The following is a 19,880-nucleotide window of genomic DNA, read 5'->3' on the forward strand; positions in this document are numbered from 1 at the left end:
GACGGTATGGTGAACAAACCATCGGCCGTTCGTCAAGGAGAACGTATGGACCGACAGAGCGAACGAGCCCAGTCGCCCCGCCCCCCGCTGGAACGGATCGCGGCCTCGATCCGCAAAGAGCGCGGCCGGGCCGGGCTGTCCCTGTCCGAGCTGGCCAAACGCGCCGGAATCGCCAAGTCCACGCTGTCCCAGCTGGAGTCAGGCGCGGGCAACCCCAGCGTGGAGACGCTCTGGGCGATCAGCGTCACGCTCGACGTGCCGTTCAGCAGGCTGGTCGACCCGCCGCGTCCCCCGGTGACCGTGCTGCGCCACGGCGAGGGCATCGCGGTGCCGTCCGAGCGCTCGAACTATGTGGCCACCCTGCTGGCCTCCAGCCCGCCGAACGCCCGCCGGGACATCTACCTCGTACAGGTGGAGCCCGGCCCGCCCCGGGAATCCGATCCGCATCAGCCGGGCACCGTGGAACACGCGGTGGTCAACACCGGGCGTGTGCTCATCGGCCCCAGCGAGGAGCCGGTCGAGCTGGGGCCGGGCGACTACATCGCCTATCCCGGCGACGCCCCGCATATCTGCCAGGCCCTCGAACCCGGCACCGCCCTGACCCTGACCATGGAGCACAACTAGCCGCAGACGTCTCGGCGGCCCGCCCGCTCAGCCGCCGCCCAGGTCCCGCGCCAGCTGCTCCGCCTCGTCCCGGTCGAACGACCCGGTGATCTGGACCTCGCCCCCGGGAATGGCGGAAGCGACGGTCGGGGCGGACAGCAGCTTGTCGCCGCGCACCATCGCGATCCGGTTCCGCGGGGGCTGCTCCTGGGCGACCTTGCCCGTCAGCTCGCCGAAACGCTTGGCGTCCGCGTCGGCGAGGTCGATGGTCACGATGAAGCCATTGGCGTACTGAGTGTCCAAGGTCGCCTTCGCCGACTCGGTCCGGCGCACGGTCATCCCGCCGTCCGGATCGAGGTAAAGGCACGACGGCGCGGCCTCGGTCGCCCCGCCCGTCGCCGTCCCGCCTGTCGCCGTCCCGCCCGTCCCGGTCGCCCCGCCCGTCTTGCCGGTCGGCGTGTCCGTGTACGCGTCGGCGGCACCGCTCGGGCAGGCCCCGGGCTCCTCCCGCTCGACCGGGAGGAACTTCACCGGCGGCCCGCTCACCACGCCGCCCACGGCGCTGCCGCCCTCGCCGTCTCCCTTCTTCGGCGGGTCGAAAGCCCCGCCGATGGCGCCGCCCCTCTCACCCGCGCCGTCACTGCCGCCGTCGTCACACCCCGTCGCGGCCGACGCCGTCAGCAGCAGCCCCGCCACCGCAACGCCCCCCGCCCGCACCCATCCGGTCCTCATCGGCCCTGCCCCCCGTGGTTCTGAACCCTGTGGCCTCAAGTCGGTCCTGAAAGTAGACCAGAAACCGCGCCCCAGTCAGAAGAGCCCCGGTCAGAAGACATCGACTCAGAAGGCAGCGACTCAGAAGACGACGACTCAGAAGACGACGACTCAGTAGACAACGACTCAGAAGACAACGACTCAGAAGGCAGCGGCGGGGACATACGTACCCCATACGTGCCGCAGCGCATCACAGACCTCCCCCAGCGTGGCGCGGGCGGCGAGCGCGTCCTTCATCGGGTAGAGGACGTTCGCCGCCCCCGCCTCGCTCTCGGCGGCCTTCTTGAGCGCGGACAGCGCCGCGCCCACCGCCGTACGGTCGCGCTCGGCGCGCAGCTTCGCCAGGCGGTTCCGCTGCTGTTCCTCGATGGCCGGGTCCACGCGCAGCGGCTCGTACGGCTCTTCCTCCTCCAGCCGGAAGCGGTTCACGCCGACGACCACCCGATCGCCCGCGTCGGTCTCCTGGGCGATGCGGTAGGCGTTGCGCTCGATCTCCTCCTTCTGGAAGCCCTGTTCGATGGCGGCCACGGCGCCGCCCAGGTCCTCGACCCGCCGCAGCAGATCGAGGGCGGCGGCTTCGACGGCGTCGGTCAGCGATTCGACGGCGTACGAACCGGCCAGCGGGTCGACCGTGGCCGTCACATCCGTCTCGAGGGCCAGCACCTGCTGGGTGCGCAGCGCGAGGCGGGCGGACTTGTCGGTCGGCAGCGCGATGGCCTCGTCGTAGGCGTTGGTGTGCAGGGACTGGGTGCCGCCGAGGACCGCGGCGAGCCCCTGGACCGCGACCCGCACCAGATTCACCTCGGGCTGCTGGGCGGTGAGCTGGACGCCCGCCGTCTGGGTGTGGAAGCGCAGCATCTGCGACCTCGGGTCGCGGGCGCCGAACTCCTCGCGCATGACCCGTGCCCAGATCCTGCGCGCCGCCCGGAATTTGGCGGCCTCTTCGAGAAGCGTCGTACGGGAGACGAAGAAGAATGACAGGCGGGGGGCGAAGTCGTCGACCGCCATGCCCGCGGCGAGGGCCGTACGGACGTACTCGATGCCGTCGGCCAGCGTGAAGGCGATCTCCTGCGCGGGCGAGGCGCCCGCCTCGGCCATGTGGTAGCCGGAGATGGAGATGGTGTTCCAGCGGGGGATCTCGGCCCGGCAGTACTTGAAGACGTCCGCGACGAGCCGCAGCGAGGGGCCCGGCGGGAAGATGTAGGTGCCGCGCGCGATGTACTCCTTGAGCACGTCGTTCTGGATGGTCCCGGTCAGATCCCGGGCCGCCACGCCCTGCTCCTCGCCGACGAGTTGGTAGAGCAGGAGCAGCAGGGCCGCGGGGGCGTTGATGGTCATGGAGGTCGATACGCGGTCCAGCGGGATGCCGGCGAACAGCGTCCGCATGTCCTCGATCGAGTCGATGGCGACGCCGACCTTGCCGACCTCGCCGTGGGCGAGCGGGGCGTCGGAGTCATAGCCCATCTGGGTGGGCAGGTCGAAGGCGACGGACAGGCCCGTCGTGCCGTGCTCGATGAGCCGGCGGTAGCGCGCGTTGGACTCGGCGGCGGTGCCGAAGCCCGCGTATTGGCGCATCGTCCAGGGGCGGCCGGTGTACATGGAGGGGTAGACCCCGCGGGTGTACGGGTATACGCCCGGCTCGCCCAGCGCCTCCTCCGGGTCCCGGCCGGCCAGCGCCTCGGGCCCGTACACCGGCTCGATGGGGAAGCCGGACTCCGAATCGCGCGCCATGGGTTCACGTCTCCTGCCGGTCCGGTGGCCACCACTGGGGAAAGAGCCTTCCTCACAGCATGCGCCGATGTTCGCCGGGCGGCAGCCCCGGGAAGCATGGAAGACGGATAGCGACAGCGAACTGCGAACACACGACCGGGGCACAGACGGGACTGGGGGGTTGGGGAGGATGCACCGGATATCGATCGCTGGTACGGCGCTCGCCACGGCTGCGGTGGCGACGCTGGTCACAGGATGCAAACAGCAGGACATGGCCGACACCGGACATGCGCGGGCGAGGCCGGAGGTGCGTACGAGCCACAGCGCGCCCGCCCATGCGGCGCCGGCGAAGCCGCGGCCGCACAGGACCTGGCACAAGCCGACGTACAAGCCACGTCCCACGCACCGGGCCGTGCCACCGCAGCGGACCGCCCCACCGGCGCCCGCCGCCGTGATCGCCTTCGGGACGAGCAGTGAGCGGGTGCGCGAGTTACAGGCGCGGCTGCGCGCGCTCGGTCTCTTCGGCCGCAACCCGACCGGCTACTACGGCACGGTCACCCGCTCCTCGGTGCTGGCCTATCAGCGCGGCCACGGCCTGTCGGCCACCGGCTCGGTCGACCGCCGCACCTGGAACTCGCTGCGCACGGCCACCAAGCGGCCCACGCGCGACGAGCTGTACCCGCCGACCACCAACCCGCTCGCCAAGCCCGATCCGCGCTGTATGACCGGGCGGGCGCTGTGCATCAGCAAGACGAGCCGGACGCTGGCCTGGATGGTCAACGGCAAGGTCGTCTCGGCGATGGATGTGCGGTTCGGCTCGCAGTACACCCCGACGCGGGAAGGGCAGTTCCAGGTCGACTTCAAGAGCCGCGACCACGTCTCGACGATCTACCACACCCCCATGCCGTACGCGATGTTCTTCAGCGGCGGTCAGGCGGTGCACTACTCGGCGGACTTCGCCGCCCGTGGCTACAGCGGCGCCTCGCACGGCTGCGTCAACGTACGGGACAAGGCCAAGATCGCAAAACTCTTCGACCAGGTCCGGGCGGGTGACAAGGTCGTGGTCTACAAGTAGGCCACACGTAGGCCACAAGCAGGCCACATGTAGGCCCAAAGAGAAGGGCGCGGGCAGGGCCGGGGGAACGTGCCCTGCCCGCGCCATATGCGCGGAGCCGTCGGTACGGGGGGAACCTCGGCTCCCGCGCGCCGGCCGATGACCAGTCGGCCCGTTTCTTACAGCGTCACCGCCGAAAAAAACGTCACACCCTGTTTCCGAACCCTCAGTGGGCCGAGCCGGTGGCGTCGTCCGCCACACCGCCGGCGGTGTCGCCGGCGCCGTCACCGGTGCTGTCACCGGCCACGTCGTCGGCGCTCTCGGTCGCGTTGTCGACGGTCGAGGTCGGGTCGGCGGTCACCGGGTCGGAGGGGTCTGAAGGGTCAGAAGGGTCAGCGGGGTCAGAAGGGCCGGACGGGGGTGGCGGAGGAGGTGGCGGAGGCGCGGGGGCGTTGTCAGTGCCTGTGCCCCCGTCCTCTTTTCCCGGGTCGCCGCCACCTCCGTTGTCGTTGTCGCCGCTGCCCGAGTCGCCGCTGCCCGAGTCGCCGCCCTGGCCGCCGTCGCCGGACCCGCCCCCACTGTTGTCGCCGTTGTTGTCGCCGCTGCGTGGGGTGCCTTCGCTGGTGCCCGCGTTGTTGACGACCGCGACGCAGTAGCCGTGGATCCCGGCCGCACTGCCCGCTCTCTTCTCCAGTTTGAGCAGGTCCTTGACGTCGACGGCCTCGGCATCGCCGCCCTCGGCCGCCAGATAGTCGCGGCAGACGTCGAGCACCCAGCCGCCCGCGTTCGAATCCGGCGCCGAGGGGTCGTCCTTGCCGTTGTTCCCCTCGCCCTTGCCGTCCGTGCCCCCCTCGGCCTCATGGCTCTGGCCGGGTGACGTCGACGAGCCGCCGGAGCCGTACCAGGCCCCGCCGCTGGCATCGTTGTCGGCCGATCCTCCGGTTCCGGGCGTCGTGCCGTCCGGGGAGATGTTGGGCTCGGCCGGCGTCCCGCTGGTGTCGGCCGGCATGCTCACCGAGGGGCCAGGCGCGCTGTCCTGCGGTCCGAAGGGCAGCACGCCCGCGGCCGTCGCGACCGCGAATCCGCTGAGCGCGCAGCCGGCCAGCGCGGCGACCAGTCCCATGTGCAGCGGTCTGCGCAGCCGCGCCTGACCGTCCGACGGGCCCGCCATCCGGAACGTCCCGCGGGGTCTCGAGCCGCCGTCGGCGCCGAACCGTACGCTGCGCAGCGTCGCCCGGCCGACCCGGCCTGCCTTCCCAGCCCGCGCCGTCTGCTCCGCCTGCTCGGCCCGTACCGCGCGGAACGCGGCCAGCGCGGCCTCCTCGCCCGGCAGGGGCTTCCCGTCGAGGGTGCCGTCCGCCGCTGTCGGGCGGGACAGCTCGGCCACGGCGTCGAGCACGGCGGCCAACCGCTCCGCTTCGCTCCGCGACTGGCTCGACCAGCCGTTCCGTCCGGTGTCCTGTCCGGTGTTCCGTCCGGTGTTCCGTTCGGCGGTCTGTTCGGCGGTCTGCCCGCCGTTCTGCCCGGCTTCGAGGTCGCTGGGTTGCATCCAGGCCGGCTCACCACGAAGCAACCGCTCCGCCGCATCGTCATCCAGCCAGCTGTAGCGGTGGTCGTCGGCCATCACATGTCCTTCTGCGTCGGAGCGCCGGAATCCGTCACACCAGCGGACCTCGCGGTCCCTCTGCGTGACTCCCGCTGCAGCGGGATCCCGTCCAGCACCCCTTGTTCGGCCCCGTTCCCCGCGTCGAGCAGGTCGGCCAGACGCCGCAGGCCCCGGTGGGCGGCGGTGCGCACCGCGCCGGGGCGTTTGCCGAGCACCGCGGCCGCGCTCTTGGCGTCGAGCCCGAGGACCACCCGCAACACCACCGCCTCGGCCTGGTCGTGCGGCAGCTGGGCGACGAGCCCGAGGGCTCGGCCGGTGCCCAGCGCCTCCAGCGCCTGGTCCGCCGTGTCCGCGTCGGACGCCCGGCCCTCCAGTTCGGTCTCGTCGCCGCCGATCGCCGGGCGCCGCCCACGCATCCGTATGTGGTCGAGCGCCCGGTTCCGGGCTATCCGCGCGGCCCAGCCGCGGAAGCGGTCGGCGTCGCCGCTGAACCTCTCCAGATCGCGGGCTATCTGCAGCCACGCCTCGGAGGTGATGTCCTCCGCGTCGCCGTCGCCGACCAGCGTCCGTACGTACCCGAGGAGGCGAGGGTGGACCGCCCGGTACACGGTCCGGAAAGCGGTCTCGTCTCCGTCCTGCGCCGCGCGCACCGCGGCGGTCAGTTCCGCGTCGTCCCCCTGCACGCCCTCTACCTGCCCCACTCGGAGAAACGGAGGTCCAACGATGCCGTAGCCGAGGCTAGCCGTGGCCATAGGGCGGGTACTGCTGGTTCGCCGGACCGGGCGGGCCGTAGGGAGGTGTGGGCGGCGTGCCGTAGGGCGGGGCAGGCGTGCCGTAGGGCGGGGCAGGCGTGCCGTAGGGAGCGGCAGGCGTGCCGTAGGGAGTGGCCGGCATCCCGTACGGGTCGGCTCCCCCGGCCTGCGGCGGGAGCGAGGCGCGCTGCTCCTGCATCGCGGTGATCTGGCGGACGAGCAGCAGCGCGAGGATGGCCGCGGCGATGAAGACGACGACCGCGAACATATCGAGCGCGAGGATGCTGTGCAGGGCGTCGAGGTCGCTCCTGGCCTCCGAAAGGCTCGGCCGGTAGGTGTCGCTCTCGACCTTGCTCCGCAGCGTGTTGTACCGGATCGTGCCGATGGCGTTGGCGGCAAAGCCGACGATCCAGGTCACCCACCATCCGTTGAGCAGTCCGCGGCGCACATTGTGCGGCCCCTGGGGGGAGCTGGCCCGCCAGATGTCGTTGGCGATCTGCTTGGGGAACCAGAGGTTGACGACCGGGGTGAACCAGGAGCCCGCTGCCCAGCCGCTGCTGAACCGGTGCTGCCCGGGGGCGAACACCTCGGCGTTCAGCCGCAGCCGGCGGAACCAGATGGCCCATACGATCACGATCGCGACCATGAGGCAGAAGTAGATGGCCGCCGCGCCCGTATAGAAGTCGTCGGCGTCTTCGAGGTCCTTCACGGACACGAACGAGCCGTCGAGCATGTCCCCGATGACGCCGTACTGGTCGCCGCGCGCCACAAGAAGCAAGATGAGGGAGGGGATCGCCACACCGAAGAGCACCACCAGTGTGGTGGACAGCCCGCGCCGCAGATCCACGCCTCCGGCCGGCATCCCCATACCCGGGGCGGCCGGGTAGGCGAGCGGCGGCGCGGCCGGTATGGGCCCCTGCTGGGGAGGGGCATACGGCTGAGGCTGCTGGGGTGGCTGCTGATCGAGCTGTTGCTGGTAGGTCCCGCATGCTGCGCAGCGCCCGTCGGGGCCGACGGCCACGGCGCGGCAGTTCCCGCACGGATACATTTTTTGGAGTCCCCCTGAAAACGTGGCCCCTTTTCGGCCACGCAAGGAATAAACAACACCGCGCCCACAGCGCGGACCTGCACGTTACGGGGATTCGACCGGTCACGTCCAGAGCCGTACCGGGCCTCGGACCCGGCCCGGGTGCCTCGGTCCGGTCTCGATCTCGTCCGCGGGAGGTGTGACGGATTCGGGGCGTGCGACGCTGTAGGGAGTACGGGTCCTTCGCGGGCCCGCACCGGACGACGGTCGGGGCCTCTCCTGTGGGGGGTGGCGGCCCCGACCGTCCTTCCTTTGCGCGAGGGCCCGTTCTTGAGGTCCGGGCGAGGGCCCGTTCAGGGGGCCGCGGAGCTCACGTCGTCAGCCGGTCGTAGAGCGCGACGAAATTCTTCCAGCTCAGGGCCGGTTTCCCGGGATCCCACAGCCGTTGGGCCAGCGCCGCGAGCGGCAGCCTGATGCCGCTGGCCACCTGTGCCTGCGTCTGCGCGCCGGCGATGTCGCTCCACACCGCGAAGCGTGCGCCCGGCACCCGGGCGGGTCCGGTCAGCGACGGGTCGGGGACGGGCGTGGTGCCGCGCAGCACCGCCGGGGACCACTCTTCGTATATACGTTCGCCGGTCGGGTAACGGAAGTTGTTCGGCTGCCCCAGCACGTAATAGAGGTATTCGTCGTTGAGGTTCACCACCGTGCGCCCCTCGCGCAGATACTCCACCGGTGGTCTGGCCCCGGCCTCGCGGCCCGTCCAGTACTCGACCTGAATGGAACGGTCGGGGGTGACGACGCCGCCGGAGAAGAAGCCGTCGTTCCACGCCTTGGGCTGCTTGCCCAGCTCGCGCGCGACCGCGGCGCGGGCGTTGAGCCATGCGGTGGCCAGGTCCTGGATGCGCCCCCGCGGCCCGTAGGCCAGCCGGGCGGCCGTGGCCAGGGCCGGATAGGTGGCCTCGGGGTTCCGCGACATCAGCGCGCCGTACTCGTCACCGCCCAGATGCCAGTACGGACCGGGGAAGAGTGGCGCGAATTCGCGCATCAGATCGTCCACGATGCGTGCGGCGGCCGGGTTCGAGATGTCCACGGCGCCGCGGAACGCGGACCCGCTCGCGGTGCGCAGCTGGAGCGCGGGGTGCGCGCGGATGACGGCGCCGAGGTGGCCGGGCGAGTCGATCTCGGGGACGACGGTGATGTGCAGGCTCTGGGCGAGGCCGACGATCCGGCGCACCTCCTGCTTGGTGAGGTGCTGCGGGGCGACGATCTCCGGATGCGTGGAGCTCTGGATACGGAAGGCCTGGTCGTCGGAGAAGTGCAGACCGAGCTGGTTGAGCTTGAGATCGGCCATCTCGCGCAGCCGGGCCTCGATCCACGCGGGCGAGTAGTACTTACGCGCGATGTCGAGGTTGAGGCCGCGCTGTGAGCGGTCCGGGGCGTCGCGGATGACGCCCTGCGGCACCCGGCCCCCGGAGCGCAGCGCCTGCTTGACGGTGCGGGTGCCGTAGAAGACGCCCGCGTCGGCGGAGCCGGTGATCCGGGCCAGGCCGCCGCGCACGGTGAGGATGTACGCCTCGCGGCCGCCGCTCTGCTTGGGGTTCAGCGCGAGCTCCAGGTCGCCACGGCGCGCCGGGCCCGAGCTGACGCGAAGGCCCAGCTCACGGGCGATCAGCACGGCCTCGTCGGCGAGCGGGCCGCGCGTGTTGGTGACGACGCGGCTGCCCGCGCCGGGCCGCCAGCCGGGGCCGGCCGCGGGGACGAAGTGCCGGACGGACGGGATGGTGCGGGGCGCGGCGGGGAGTGGTGTCGGGCTGGCCGGTGGCCGGGGCGGGGTGGTGGTGGGGCGGGGGCTCCGGGTGGCCGGGGGGCGGGTGGTCGGGGTGGGGCTTGCGGTGCTGGTCGGGCGGTGGCCGGTGGTGGCCGGGTGCCCGCCTTCGCCGCTCTGCTGCTGGCAGCCGGTGACCAGGGCGACGGCCGTGACGGCCGTGATGGCGACGGCCGTGACGACGGGGGTGCCCGCGCGGCGGGGGGCGCTCGCACGGCGGGTGGCGCTCGCGCGGTCGGCCGTCTGTCGCCCTGGCCGCCTTATATACGGCAGTCCCATGGCGCTGACCTCCGGTTCCGGCCCCGCAGCGTCCACCGCACGCCGCGAAACCTCCACTTCTGGGTGAATTTCGCACATCCCCCGGGCAGCGACTGACACATATCGTTACCTTGAACTGCCGATCGCACTACTTCAACCCCGTGTGCCCGTTATCTCCCACTCCACCCCTCCCACTCCACCCCTCCCGCATCGCCCCTTCGAACACACGTGTCCAAGGAGCCCATGCTGTCCACCGCCCGCCTCGCCCGCCTCAACGCCGCCTCCGCCGGTGCCGCCGAGGACGTACTGCTCGCCTGCTGTGGCAGCCGCCGCTGGGCCCGGCTGCTCGTGGCGCACCGCCCCTATCCGGATCTCGACGCGCTGCTCGCGGCCGGCGACGAGGCCAGCTATGACCTCACCCCCGCCGACCTCGACGAGGCCCTGGCCGACGAGGCGGTGGTGGGGCAGCTGCCGGCCGGCAGCCCCATGGCCGGGCCGGGGGCGCTGGCCGCGCATACCGCGCTGCGGGCCGCCCACGCGGAGTACGAGCGCCGCTTCGGACATGTCTTCGTGATCTGTCTGGATGACCTTCACCCCGACGAAATGCGCAATCGGGTGCTGGCCGAAATACATACCCGACTGGACAACGAGCGGGACGCCGAGCGGGTCAAGGCGGCCGACGAGCTGCGGCGTATCGCGCGCGGCCGGCTCGCGCGGCTGATCGCGGGCCAATCTCGGATGTCCGGAATCAAACGGTTCCACCCCGCCTGACATAGGCCGGACGTGCCTGATCGATCACACTGAAGCCCCCCGGGCGAGCGAACCGACAACACGTCGCTACGATGGCCAGGGCCGGTGGACCATACCCGGCCGGGCCCGACCGACAGAAGCCGGCAGGCCCCAATCCCCGTTTCCGGAGGGTTTTCCGTGCCGGCTGGAACGCTGTATCGCGGCCGGGAAGGCATGTGGTCCTGGGTGGCTCATCGAGTCACCGGCGTCCTCATCTTTTTCTTCCTGTTCGTCCACGTGCTGGACACCTCGCTCGTTCGCGTATCGCCCGAGGCCTACGACGACGTCGTGGCGACGTACAAGAATCCGATCGTGAACGTGATGGAGTACGGCCTGGTGGCCGCCATCCTGTTCCACGCTCTCAACGGCCTGCGCGTCATCGCCGTGGACTTCTGGTCGAAGGGCCCGAAGTACCAGAAGCAGATGCTGTGGAGCGTTGTCGGTATCTGGGTCGTGCTGATGGCGGGTGCCTTCTACCCGATCCTGCAGCACACCCTGCGCGAGCTGTTCGGGAAGGGCTGACGGACGATGTCTGCCGAGACCACCACCCCCGTGAACGACAGTGTCCACATGTACGACGTGGACCACCCCGCGCCGCTCATCGAGCCGCCGCGCGCCCGTACCCGTAAGACGCCGAAGGCGACCCGCACCAATTTCGAGATGTACGGATGGCTGTTCATGCGGCTGTCCGGCGTCCTGCTGGTCGTGCTCGTCCTGGGCCATCTGCTCATCCAGTTGGTCCTCGACGGCGGCGTATCCAAGATCGGCTTTGCCTTCGTGGCCGGCCGCTGGGCCTCGCCGTTCTGGCAGGCATGGGACCTGATCATGCTCTGGCTCGCCACGCTGCACGGCGCGAACGGCCTGCGTACGGTCATCAACGACTACGCGGAGCGGGACAACACCCGCCTGTGGTTGAAGGGGCTGCTCTACACGGCGGCAGGATTCACCATTGTGCTCGGCACCCTGGTGATCTTCACCTTCGACCCGAACATCCGCTAGGCCCCGGGGCTGAGGTATCCACTCATGAAGATCCACAAGTACGACACCGTCATCATCGGCGCCGGCGGCGCCGGGATGCGCGCGGCCATCGAGTCGACGAAGCGCAGCCGCACCGCGGTGCTCACCAAGCTCTACCCGACCCGCTCCCACACCGGCGCCGCCCAGGGCGGCATGGCCGCCGCCCTCGCGAACGTCGAGGAGGACAACTGGGAGTGGCACACCTTCGACACGATCAAGGGCGGCGACTACCTGGTCGACCAGGACGCCGCCGAGATCCTGGCGAAGGAGGCCATCGACTCGGTCCTCGACCTGGAGAAGATGGGCCTGCCGTTCAACCGGACCCCGAACGGCACCATCGACCAGCGCCGCTTCGGCGGCCACAGCCGTAACCACGGCGAGGCCCCGGTCCGCCGGTCCTGCTACGCCTCGGACCGCACCGGCCACATGATCCTCCAGACGCTGTACCAGAACTGCGTCAAGGAGGGCGTGGAGTTCTTCAACGAGTTCTACGTCCTGGACCTGCTGCTGACCGAGGTCGACGGCGTCCAGCGCACCGCGGGTGTGGTGGCGTACGAGCTGGCGACCGGCGAGCTCCATGTCTTCCAGGCGAAGGCCGTCGTCTTCGCCTCGGGCGGCTGCGGCAAGTTCTTCAAGGTGACCTCCAACGCCCACACCCTGACCGGTGACGGCCAGGCGGTCGCCTACCGGCGCGGGCTGCCGCTGGAGGACATGGAGTTCTTCCAGTTCCACCCGACCGGCATCTGGCGCATGGGCATTCTGCTCACCGAGGGCGCCCGCGGTGAGGGCGGCATTCTGCGCAACAAGGACGGCGAGCGCTTCATGGAGAAGTACGCGCCGGTCATGAAGGACCTCGCCTCCCGCGACGTGGTCTCGCGCTCCATCTACACCGAGATCCGGGAGGGCCGCGGCTGCGGTCCCGAGGGCGACCACGTCTACCTGGACCTCACCCACCTGCCGCCGGAGCAGCTGGACGCCAAGCTGCCCGACATCACCGAGTTCGCCCGGACGTACCTGGGTATCGAGCCCTACACGGACCCGATCCCGATCCAGCCGACCGCGCACTACACGATGGGCGGCATCCCGACCAACGTCCTGGGTGAGGTGCTGTCCGACAACGACACCGTCGTGCCGGGCCTGTACGCGGCGGGCGAGGTCGCCTGTGTCTCCGTACACGGCGCCAACCGCCTGGGCACCAACTCGCTCCTCGACATCAACGTCTTCGGCCGCCGGGCCGGCATCGCCGCCGCGGAGTACGCCGCCGGGAACGACTTCGTCGAGCTCCCCGACGACCCGGCCACGTTCGTCCAGGGCCAGGTCGAGGGGTTGCGGAACGCCACCGGCAGCGAGCGGGTCGCCGAGGTCCGCAAGGCGCTGCAGGAGACCATGGACAAGAACGTCATGGTCTTCCGCACCGAGCAGACGCTGAAGGAGGCCGTCGAGGAGATCGGCCACCTGCGCGAGCGCTTCAAGAACATCAGCGTCCAGGACAAGGGCAGGCGGTTCAACACCGACCTTCTCGAGGCGATCGAGCTGGGCAACCTGCTCGACCTGGCCGAGGTCATGGCCGTCTCCGCGCTGGCCCGCAAGGAGTCGCGCGGCGGCCACTACCGCGAGGACTACCCGAACCGCGACGACGTCAACTTCATGCGCCACACCATGGCGTACCGCGAGGTGGGCGCGAACGGTTCCGAGTCCATCCGCCTCGACTACAAGCCGGTCGTGCAGACCCGCTACCAGCCGATGGAGCGTAAGTACTGATGAGCACCCCGACGCTTGACAAGCCCGCCGAGGCTCCGGAGGCGGCCGAGGCCACCGCTTCGCACCTGGTCACGGTCACCTTCCGGATCCGCCGGTTCAACCCGGAGGTCGCGGCCGATGCGTTCTGGGAGGACTTCCAGATCGACATCGACCCCAAGGAGCGCGTCCTCGACGGGCTTCACAAGATCAAGTGGGATCTGGACGGCACCCTGACCTTCCGCCGCTCCTGCGCCCATGGCATCTGCGGCTCCGACGCCATGCGGATCAACGGCCGCAACCGGCTCGCCTGCAAGACGCTGATCAAGGACATCAACCCTGAGAAGCCCATCACGATCGAGGCCATCAAGGGCCTCACGGTCCTCAAGGACCTGGTCGTGGACATGGATCCGTTCTTCCAGGCCTACCGCGATGTGATGCCCTTCCTGATCACCACGGGCAACGAGCCGACGCGCGAGCGTCTGCAGTCCGCCGAGGACCGCGAGCGCTTCGACGACACCACCAAGTGCATCCTGTGCGCCGCGTGCACCTCCTCGTGCCCGGTGTTCTGGAACGACGGCCAGTACTTCGGCCCGGCGGCGATCGTCAACGCGCACCGCTTCATCTTCGACTCGCGCGACGAGGGCGGTGAGCAGCGCCTGGAGATCCTGAACGACAAGGACGGCGTCTGGCGCTGCCGCACCACCTTCAACTGCACGGAGGCCTGCCCGCGTGGCATCGAGGTCACCAAGGCCATCCAGGAGGTGAAGCGCGCGCTGATCACGCGGCGCTTCTGAGCCCCCTGGTCGTGGGTCTACCGAGGGCCCCGCTTCCCGCCCGGGAAGCGGGGCCCTCGTCGTATGCCAACACGTCGTATGCCAACAGGGCTCCCTGGGTGCGCCTTTGCATCTATACACGCGGTGTATACGTGGTGTGTATAGTGCTCCGCATGACCGATGCGTATCTGCTGCCGATCAAGACCGCCGCGGCGCTGTTCCCCCTCCTCGCGCTGGCCCTGTTCCTGCCGACGGCCGTCGCGCTGTACCGCAGGCACGGCGTCATGTCGCGGGGGCGGGCCCTGTCGCTGCACGGGTTCCTGTACTACGCGCTGAGCGCGTTCTGCATGACGGTCGTCCCGCTGCCCAGGCAGTCCGCGGACATGTGCAGCAGATTCGCCGCGGTCGCCGACCCGCAGCTGATCCCCGGCAACACCTTCGGCGACATCTGGAAGGAGGCGCACGGCAAGGTCGGCGTCAACGCGCTGGTCCTGCAGAACCCCGCCGTCGCCGGAACCCTCTTCAACCTGCTGCTGCTCCTGCCGCTCGGGATCTTCCTGCGCTATCACTTCCGGCAGGGGCTGCGGGCCACCGCGGCCCTCGGCTTCGGCGCCTCGCTGTTCTTCGAGCTGACGCAGTGGAGCGGGGTGTGGGGCCTGTACGCATGCCCGTACCGGCTCTTCGACGTGGACGATCTGATCGTCAACACCTCGGGCGCGATGCTCGGCTGGGTCCTGGCCGGGCCCGTGGCGCGGCGGCTGCCCACGCTGGAGACGCTGGACGGGCGGGCGCTGGCGCGCCACCCGGTGCCGTTCGGGCGGCGGCTGACGGCGCTGGTGGTCGACCTCGTCGGGTATGCGGCGGCGACGCTTCTCGCCCTCGCGGTGGGCACGGTCCTTTACGACGCGACGGACCTCGTGCTGTGGGTGCCGATCGCGGCCTTCGCCGGGTGGTTCGTCGTCCTGCCGTATCTGACCGGGGCGACGCCCGGCAAGCGGCTGTTGCTGCTGCGGGTGGTCCCCTCGGACGGCGCCGGCGGGGCGCTCCCCCTCTGGCGGCTGGCGGTACGGGCGCTGGTGCTCGGCGTGGCCGCGCTGCCGTTGCTGGCGGGGCTGTCGTTCGCGGCGGCGGTGCTGCTCTTCGAGCCGTCGCTGCCCGGCCTTCTCCACACCGCTCAGGCGAACGGGGAGGACGCGGTGTACCTCGTGGCGTCCTCGCCCGAGCAGGCGTTCGTCCCGATGCTGGGCGTCGCGCTGCTGGTGGCGTACGGGCGTCGGACGCTGCGGCACCCCGATGGGCTCGGCCCGCACGAGACCCTGTCAGGGCTCCGCAACGAGGCTCTGCCGCACACCCGCGCCCGTCGCCCCCGCGGCGCGGTGGCCGTCCCGGTCGCCGTCACCGTCCCCGCCCCCGTCGCCGTCCCCGCCCCCGTCGCCGTCCCCGGCCCCGTCGGGACCGGCCCCGTCGCCGTGAGCGCAACCGCCCCGCGAGAGAAGACGCTCACCAGCGTCTGAGTCCGGGTCAGGCCCGGTTCATGCCTCGCGGGCGCAGAGGGCGAGTTCACCGGGCCTGACGATCACCGTGTACGTCCCGAGGTCATCGCCGCAGGCGTCCGCGTAGACCTCGTCCTGGCCTCCGAGCACCTTGAAGATCCGCGCCTTCAGCCAGCCGCGGCCGGTGAAGGGGATCTGCCTCGCACACGGCGTCCGGGCGCCGACCCGCGCCTCGACGATCTCGTCGCTCGACGAGTCCGTACGCAGCGGGAAGCACTGCCCAACCCGGTAGACGCGCTCCATGCACAGCGCCGGCCGTTCCGCTTCGGCCGGCTTCCACTCGATCTGCCAGGTCTCCGAACAGTCCAGCCCCTCGCGCTCCTCCGCGCGGTCGACCACCTTGTAGTAGGCGTCGTCGGCCGCGCAGTCGACCGGCCCCGGGGCCTGGTCGGCGGGAAACCACGCGCTGCCGTCATGAAAGACATCGGTGCACTCGCCGGTCAGCAGCGCGGGCTCCCCGGCCGTGTCCGCCGTACGCGTGGAACTCGCCGAACCCTGCGACAGCGACGGCGGCGGCGACGGCGACGTGCTCTGCGATGGCAGTGTGCTCTGCGATGGCGATGTGCTGCCGCCCGCCCGCGCCTTCGGCTTGTCCCCGTCGTCGGACATCACGCCGCCGAACATCAGCACCGCCGCCACGACACCGAGGCCCACGACGACCGCGGCGACCGCGACCGCGGTCTTCCGCACCGGCGCGGTCCGTACGTCCTGGAGTACGTCGGCCTCCGCCGGCCACGGTGTTTCGCCGGGCTGCATCAGGTCCCAGGAACCGCCCGGCGTGCCGCGCTCCCGGAAGGCGTCGATGGCCCGTAACCAACTCGGCGGCAGCCAGGCCGGGTCGTCCGAGGCCGTGGCCGTGGCCGACTCGTCCAACTCAGCGGCCAGGGCCCCGAGCAGTTCCCGCGGCGACGGCCGGTCGGCCGGGTCGGCCGCCAAACAGCGGCGTACGAGGCCGTCGAGCTCAGCGGGCAGGCCGGTCAGGTCGAGCCGCCCTTGGGCGACCCGCCCCAGCAGCTGGGGAACCTCGCCGGCCTCGGCGTACGGGGGAGCGTACGGGGGGCGGCCGACCGCGAGATAGAACATCGTCGCCCCGAGGGAGAAGACATCGGACGCCGCGCCGCTCTCCTCGCCCCGGGCCTGTTCGGGCGAGGTGAAGGCGATCGTCCCCGGCGTGGCCGTGGTCCGGGTCAGGTCGACGGCGTGCGGGACACCGAAGTCGATCACGCGCGGACCGCCTTCGGGCAGCAGCACATGGGAGGGCTTGACGTCCCGGTGCACAAGCCCCGCCGCGTGCACGTTCACCAGCGCCTCGGCGACCCCGGCGGCCACCCACCGCACCGCGCGGACGGGCAGCGGCCCACAGGTCTCGACCAGATGGGCCAGGGAAGGCGCCGCGATGTACTCGGTGGCCAGCCACGGCACCTCGGCCGCGGGGTCGGCGTCCACCACGTTGGCGGTGTAGATGCCCGCGACCCGCCTGGCGAGCGTCACCTCATGCGCGAACCGCTGCCGGGCGGCGTCGCCGACCGGCCCCTCCGCACGGATCGTCCTGAGCGCGGCCAACCGGCCACCGGGTGATGAGCGGGCCAGATACACCCGCCCCATGCCCCCGTCGGCGAGCACCGACAGGATGCGATAGGGCCCGACCCGGCCTCCCGGCGCAAGCCCTTCTCCGCTTCTGTCGTAACCCGTCATCTTCTGTCGTAACCCGTCATCCCAACCCCCCTGTGGGCGGCGCCGCTTGGCCGATGGATCGGCGGACGTCGACCACCATCACCATACGGCGCGGGGGCGCTCCCGGTTCCCGGAAGCGCCCCCGCCCGCGCGTGAACTCAGCGCTCCGCCACCAGCTCCCGTTCTCCCTCGGACTCCGGCGAGGCTCCCGGGGCGACCCCCGGGTACGGGCGGTCCGGCGGGTCGACCGCCAGATGCGGCAGCCGCTTGTCGATCGCGCGCGGCAGCCACCAGTTGGCCCGGCCGATCAGCTGCATCAGGGCCGGTACGAGCACCATGCGCAGGATGAACGCGTCCAGCGCCACGGAGCCCGCGAGCCCGAGCCCGGCCATGACGCCGCCCCGGTCGCCGCTGAGGATGAACGAGGAGAACACGCAGATCATGATGAGCGCCGCGCAGTTGATGACCCGGCTGGTGTCGGCGAGCCCGGCCCGTACCGCCCGCGCGTTGTCCTTGGTGTGCACCCACTCCTCGTGCATCCGGCTGACCAGGAAGACCTGGTAGTCCATGGACAGCCCGAACAGCAGCGGCAGCATGATCACCGGCAGGAAGGAGATGATCGGCCCCTCCTTGCCCAGGCCCAGCAGGTCCATGCCCCAGCCCCACTGGAAGATCGCCACCAGCACGCCGAAGGACGCGGCCGCCGCGATCAGGTTCATCACCGCGGCCGTCAGCGGCACCACCACGCTGCGGAACGCCACGAGCAGCAGCAGCGCGCCAAGACCGACGATCAGCGCGATGAACGGCGGCAGCCGTTCGCCGATGACCGACGCGAAGTCCTTCTGGATGGCCGTGGCACCGCCGATGTCGACCTCGAGCGCGGTGCCCCGCTCGGCCGCGGGCACGATGTCGTCGCGCAACCTGTCGATCAGCCGGTCGGTCTTCTCCGACTGCGGCGAGGTGGTCGGCACCACCTGCACCACCGCCGTGTCCTTGGCCGTTCCGGGCGGGGCGGGCAGCCGTACGGCTCGCACCACGCCCTCGGTGCCGTTCACCCGGCGCACCAGACCGTCCAGCGCCCGCTGTTCGGCCGCCCCGCCGGAGACGTCCGCGACCATCAGCAGCGGCCCGTTGAAGCCGGGCCCGAACCCCTCAGCCAGCAGGTCGTACGCCTTGCGGGTGGTCTGCGACTCGGGCTGGTTGCCCTGGTCGTTGGTGCCCAGCCGGAGCGAGAGCGTGGGGATCGCGAGCACCGCCATCACGACGAGCGCGACCGCGGCCAGCACCTTGGGCCGGCGCTCCACGAACGAGGCCCAGCGCACCGCCCGCCCGCCGGGCTTCTCGCCCTCCCGCGGCCCCTCCTCCGCCAGGGCCCGCCGCTCCTTGCGGCTGAGCACCCGGTGCCCGAGGAAGCCGAACATCGCGGGCAGCAGGGTGACCGCGGCCGCCACGCTGAGCAGGGTGGTGAGCGTCGCGGCGATCGCGACGCCGTTGAGGAAGCTCAGGTCCAGCGAGAACATCGCCAGCAGCGCGATACACACCGTGCCGCCCGCGAACAGCACCGCGCGGCCGGAGGTGTCCAGCGCCCGCATCGCGGACTCGGCCGGATCCAGGCCCGCCCGAAGGCCCTTGCGGTGCCGGGTGACGATGAACAGCGCGTAGTCGATGCCGACGCCGAGCCCGATCAGGCTGCCCATCAGCGGCGCCACATCGGGCAGATCGACGACATGGCTGAGCAGGATCAGCCCGGACAGGCCGGTGCCCACCGCGAAGATGGCGTTGAGCAGCGGCAGCAGCATCGCGAACAGCGATCCGAAGGCGAGGAAGAGCACGACGGCCGCCGCGACGATGCCCACCGCCTCCGAAAGCCCGGCCGGGGGCTCCTGCGTCTGTTCGATGGCCTGCCCGCCGAGCTCCACCCGCAGCCCGCCGGTACGCGCCTCCTCGGCCCGGTCGACAACCTTCTGGATGTTCTCCTTCCGCAGCTCGAACGCCTGCTTGGTGAAGGTCACCTCGGCGTAGGCGATCCGCCCGTTCTCGCTGATCTGCCGCGCGCCCTCGGGCTCGTACGGGCTGACCACCGTGCCCACCTCGGGCAGCTTCCCGATATCGGCGAGCGCCGCCGACATCCGCTCCCGTACGGCCGGATCCTTGACCGACTTGCCCTGATCCACCTCCCACACCACGCTGTCGGTGTCCCCCGCGCGCTGCGGGAACGCCTTCTCCATGCGCTCCATGGCCCGCGAGGACTCGGTCCCCGGGAAGCCGAAGACGTTCGCGTACGCGCTGCCCGCGACCCCGCTCGCGACGGCCGTGCCGAACAGCGCCCCCACCCACAGCAGAAGCACCACCAGCCGGTGTCTGAGGCACCACCGTGCCCATGCCGCCATGCGTTCCGCCCCCTGTTTCTCGTGTTCTCGTGATGTTCTGGCGTACGTCCCCGAGGTACGCACCAAGGCTCGGCCGCGGGGGTAGGGCGGCAGGGCGACCGGCCCCGGACTCACAAGAAGCTCCCAGGCTTCCCCATGGGATCGCGCAATTTTGCGACCGATACTGGGGAGATGAGTGCCGCAGACCCCAACGGCAACCCCGGCAGCCCTGGCAGCGTCGGCAGCCCTGGCAGCCCTGGCAGCCCTGGCAGCCCTGGCAGCCCTGGCAGCCCTGGCAGTCCTGGCAGCGTCGGCAGCCCCGGCAGCCCTGGCAGCCCTGGCAGTCCTGGCAGCGCCAC

Annotated in this window: 16 protein-coding genes; 8 read left to right on the forward strand and 8 right to left on the reverse strand. The window is 71.0% G+C overall.

Features of this window, described 5'->3' with window-relative positions; genetic code table 11:
• Positions 1-45: 45 nt before the first annotated feature.
• Positions 46-624 (forward strand): helix-turn-helix domain-containing protein, encoded by a 579-nt coding sequence (locus tag ACWDSL_RS22895; protein ID WP_450488173.1) that lies wholly within the window; start codon positions 46-48, stop codon positions 622-624.
• Positions 625-651: 27 nt separating this feature from the next.
• Here ACWDSL_RS22895 and ACWDSL_RS22900 read toward each other — a convergent pair whose 3' ends face one another.
• Both ACWDSL_RS22900 and ACWDSL_RS22905 read right to left on the reverse strand, forming a co-directional pair.
• Entirely contained in the window at positions 652-1,335 is a 684-nt protein-coding gene (locus ACWDSL_RS22900) for a SecDF P1 head subdomain-containing protein (protein WP_450488175.1), read from the reverse strand.
• 180 nt (positions 1,336-1,515) lie between these two features.
• Positions 1,516-3,105 carry an acyl-CoA mutase large subunit family protein gene (locus ACWDSL_RS22905; RefSeq protein ID WP_450488177.1) on the reverse strand — a complete coding sequence of 530 codons (1,590 nt, stop codon included), beginning with the start codon at positions 3,103-3,105 and terminating at the stop codon, positions 1,516-1,518.
• Between the two features lie 169 nt (positions 3,106-3,274).
• On the opposite strand from ACWDSL_RS22905, the gene ACWDSL_RS22910 reads away from it, so the two are divergent.
• Positions 3,275-4,159 (forward strand): L,D-transpeptidase family protein, encoded by an 885-nt coding sequence (locus ACWDSL_RS22910; RefSeq protein WP_450488179.1) that lies wholly within the window; start codon positions 3,275-3,277, stop codon positions 4,157-4,159.
• Positions 4,160-4,364: 205 nt separating this feature from the next.
• On the opposite strand, the gene ACWDSL_RS22915 is transcribed toward ACWDSL_RS22910, so the two are convergent.
• The 4 genes from ACWDSL_RS22915 to ACWDSL_RS22930 form a co-directional block, all read right to left on the reverse strand.
• Positions 4,365-5,762, reverse strand: coding sequence for a hypothetical protein (locus ACWDSL_RS22915; protein ID WP_450488181.1), 1,398 nt, complete (start codon positions 5,760-5,762; stop codon positions 4,365-4,367).
• Positions 5,762-6,427 (reverse strand): RNA polymerase sigma factor, encoded by a 666-nt coding sequence (locus ACWDSL_RS22920; RefSeq protein WP_450488183.1) that lies wholly within the window; start codon positions 6,425-6,427, stop codon positions 5,762-5,764. Before ACWDSL_RS22920 ends, ACWDSL_RS22915 begins: the two co-directional genes overlap by 1 nt.
• A gap of 55 nt (positions 6,428-6,482) precedes the next feature.
• The gene (locus tag ACWDSL_RS22925; protein WP_450488185.1) at positions 6,483-7,517 is read right to left on the reverse strand and encodes a DUF4328 domain-containing protein; all 1,035 of its coding nucleotides are present in this window, start codon (positions 7,515-7,517) and stop codon (positions 6,483-6,485) included.
• A 376-nt stretch (positions 7,518-7,893) separates the two neighbouring features.
• Positions 7,894-9,627, reverse strand: a complete 1,734-nt coding sequence (locus ACWDSL_RS22930; protein ID WP_450488187.1) for a beta-N-acetylhexosaminidase — start codon at positions 9,625-9,627, stop codon at positions 7,894-7,896.
• A gap of 222 nt (positions 9,628-9,849) precedes the next feature.
• Here ACWDSL_RS22930 and ACWDSL_RS22935 point away from each other — a divergent pair, with 222 nt between their 5' ends.
• From ACWDSL_RS22935 to ACWDSL_RS22960, 6 genes are all read left to right on the forward strand, one after another.
• A complete protein-coding gene (locus tag ACWDSL_RS22935; RefSeq protein WP_450488189.1) occupies positions 9,850-10,377 on the forward strand; it encodes a 2-oxo-4-hydroxy-4-carboxy-5-ureidoimidazoline decarboxylase in 528 nt (175 codons plus the stop codon).
• 156 nt (positions 10,378-10,533) lie between these two features.
• A complete protein-coding gene (sdhC, locus tag ACWDSL_RS22940; RefSeq protein ID WP_043487051.1) occupies positions 10,534-10,917 on the forward strand; it encodes a succinate dehydrogenase, cytochrome b556 subunit in 384 nt (127 codons plus the stop codon).
• 6 nt (positions 10,918-10,923) lie between these two features.
• Positions 10,924-11,394 (forward strand): succinate dehydrogenase hydrophobic membrane anchor subunit, encoded by a 471-nt coding sequence (locus ACWDSL_RS22945; RefSeq protein ID WP_385623586.1) that lies wholly within the window; start codon positions 10,924-10,926, stop codon positions 11,392-11,394.
• A 24-nt stretch (positions 11,395-11,418) separates the two neighbouring features.
• Entirely contained in the window at positions 11,419-13,173 is a 1,755-nt protein-coding gene (sdhA, locus tag ACWDSL_RS22950; RefSeq protein ID WP_450488191.1) for a succinate dehydrogenase flavoprotein subunit, read from the forward strand.
• On the forward strand, positions 13,173-13,946 hold the full coding sequence (locus tag ACWDSL_RS22955; protein WP_450488193.1) for a succinate dehydrogenase iron-sulfur subunit: 774 nt from the start codon (positions 13,173-13,175) through the stop codon (positions 13,944-13,946). The genes sdhA and ACWDSL_RS22955 overlap by 1 nt, the downstream gene beginning before the upstream one ends.
• Before the next feature lie 152 nt (positions 13,947-14,098).
• Positions 14,099-15,439: a VanZ family protein gene (locus ACWDSL_RS22960; protein WP_450488195.1), complete on the forward strand. Its 1,341-nt coding sequence runs from the start codon at positions 14,099-14,101 to the stop codon at positions 15,437-15,439.
• Positions 15,440-15,457: 18 nt separating this feature from the next.
• Here ACWDSL_RS22960 and ACWDSL_RS22965 read toward each other — a convergent pair whose 3' ends face one another.
• Both ACWDSL_RS22965 and ACWDSL_RS22970 read right to left on the reverse strand, forming a co-directional pair.
• Positions 15,458-17,101 (reverse strand): serine/threonine-protein kinase, encoded by a 1,644-nt coding sequence (locus tag ACWDSL_RS22965; protein ID WP_450488197.1) that lies wholly within the window; start codon positions 17,099-17,101, stop codon positions 15,458-15,460.
• Positions 17,102-17,310: 209 nt separating this feature from the next.
• Positions 17,311-19,542 carry an MMPL family transporter gene (locus ACWDSL_RS22970; protein ID WP_450488198.1) on the reverse strand — a complete coding sequence of 744 codons (2,232 nt, stop codon included), beginning with the start codon at positions 19,540-19,542 and terminating at the stop codon, positions 17,311-17,313.
• Positions 19,543-19,880: the final 338 nt, after the last annotated feature.

This window comes from Streptomyces sp. NPDC000941, from assembly GCF_053599555.1.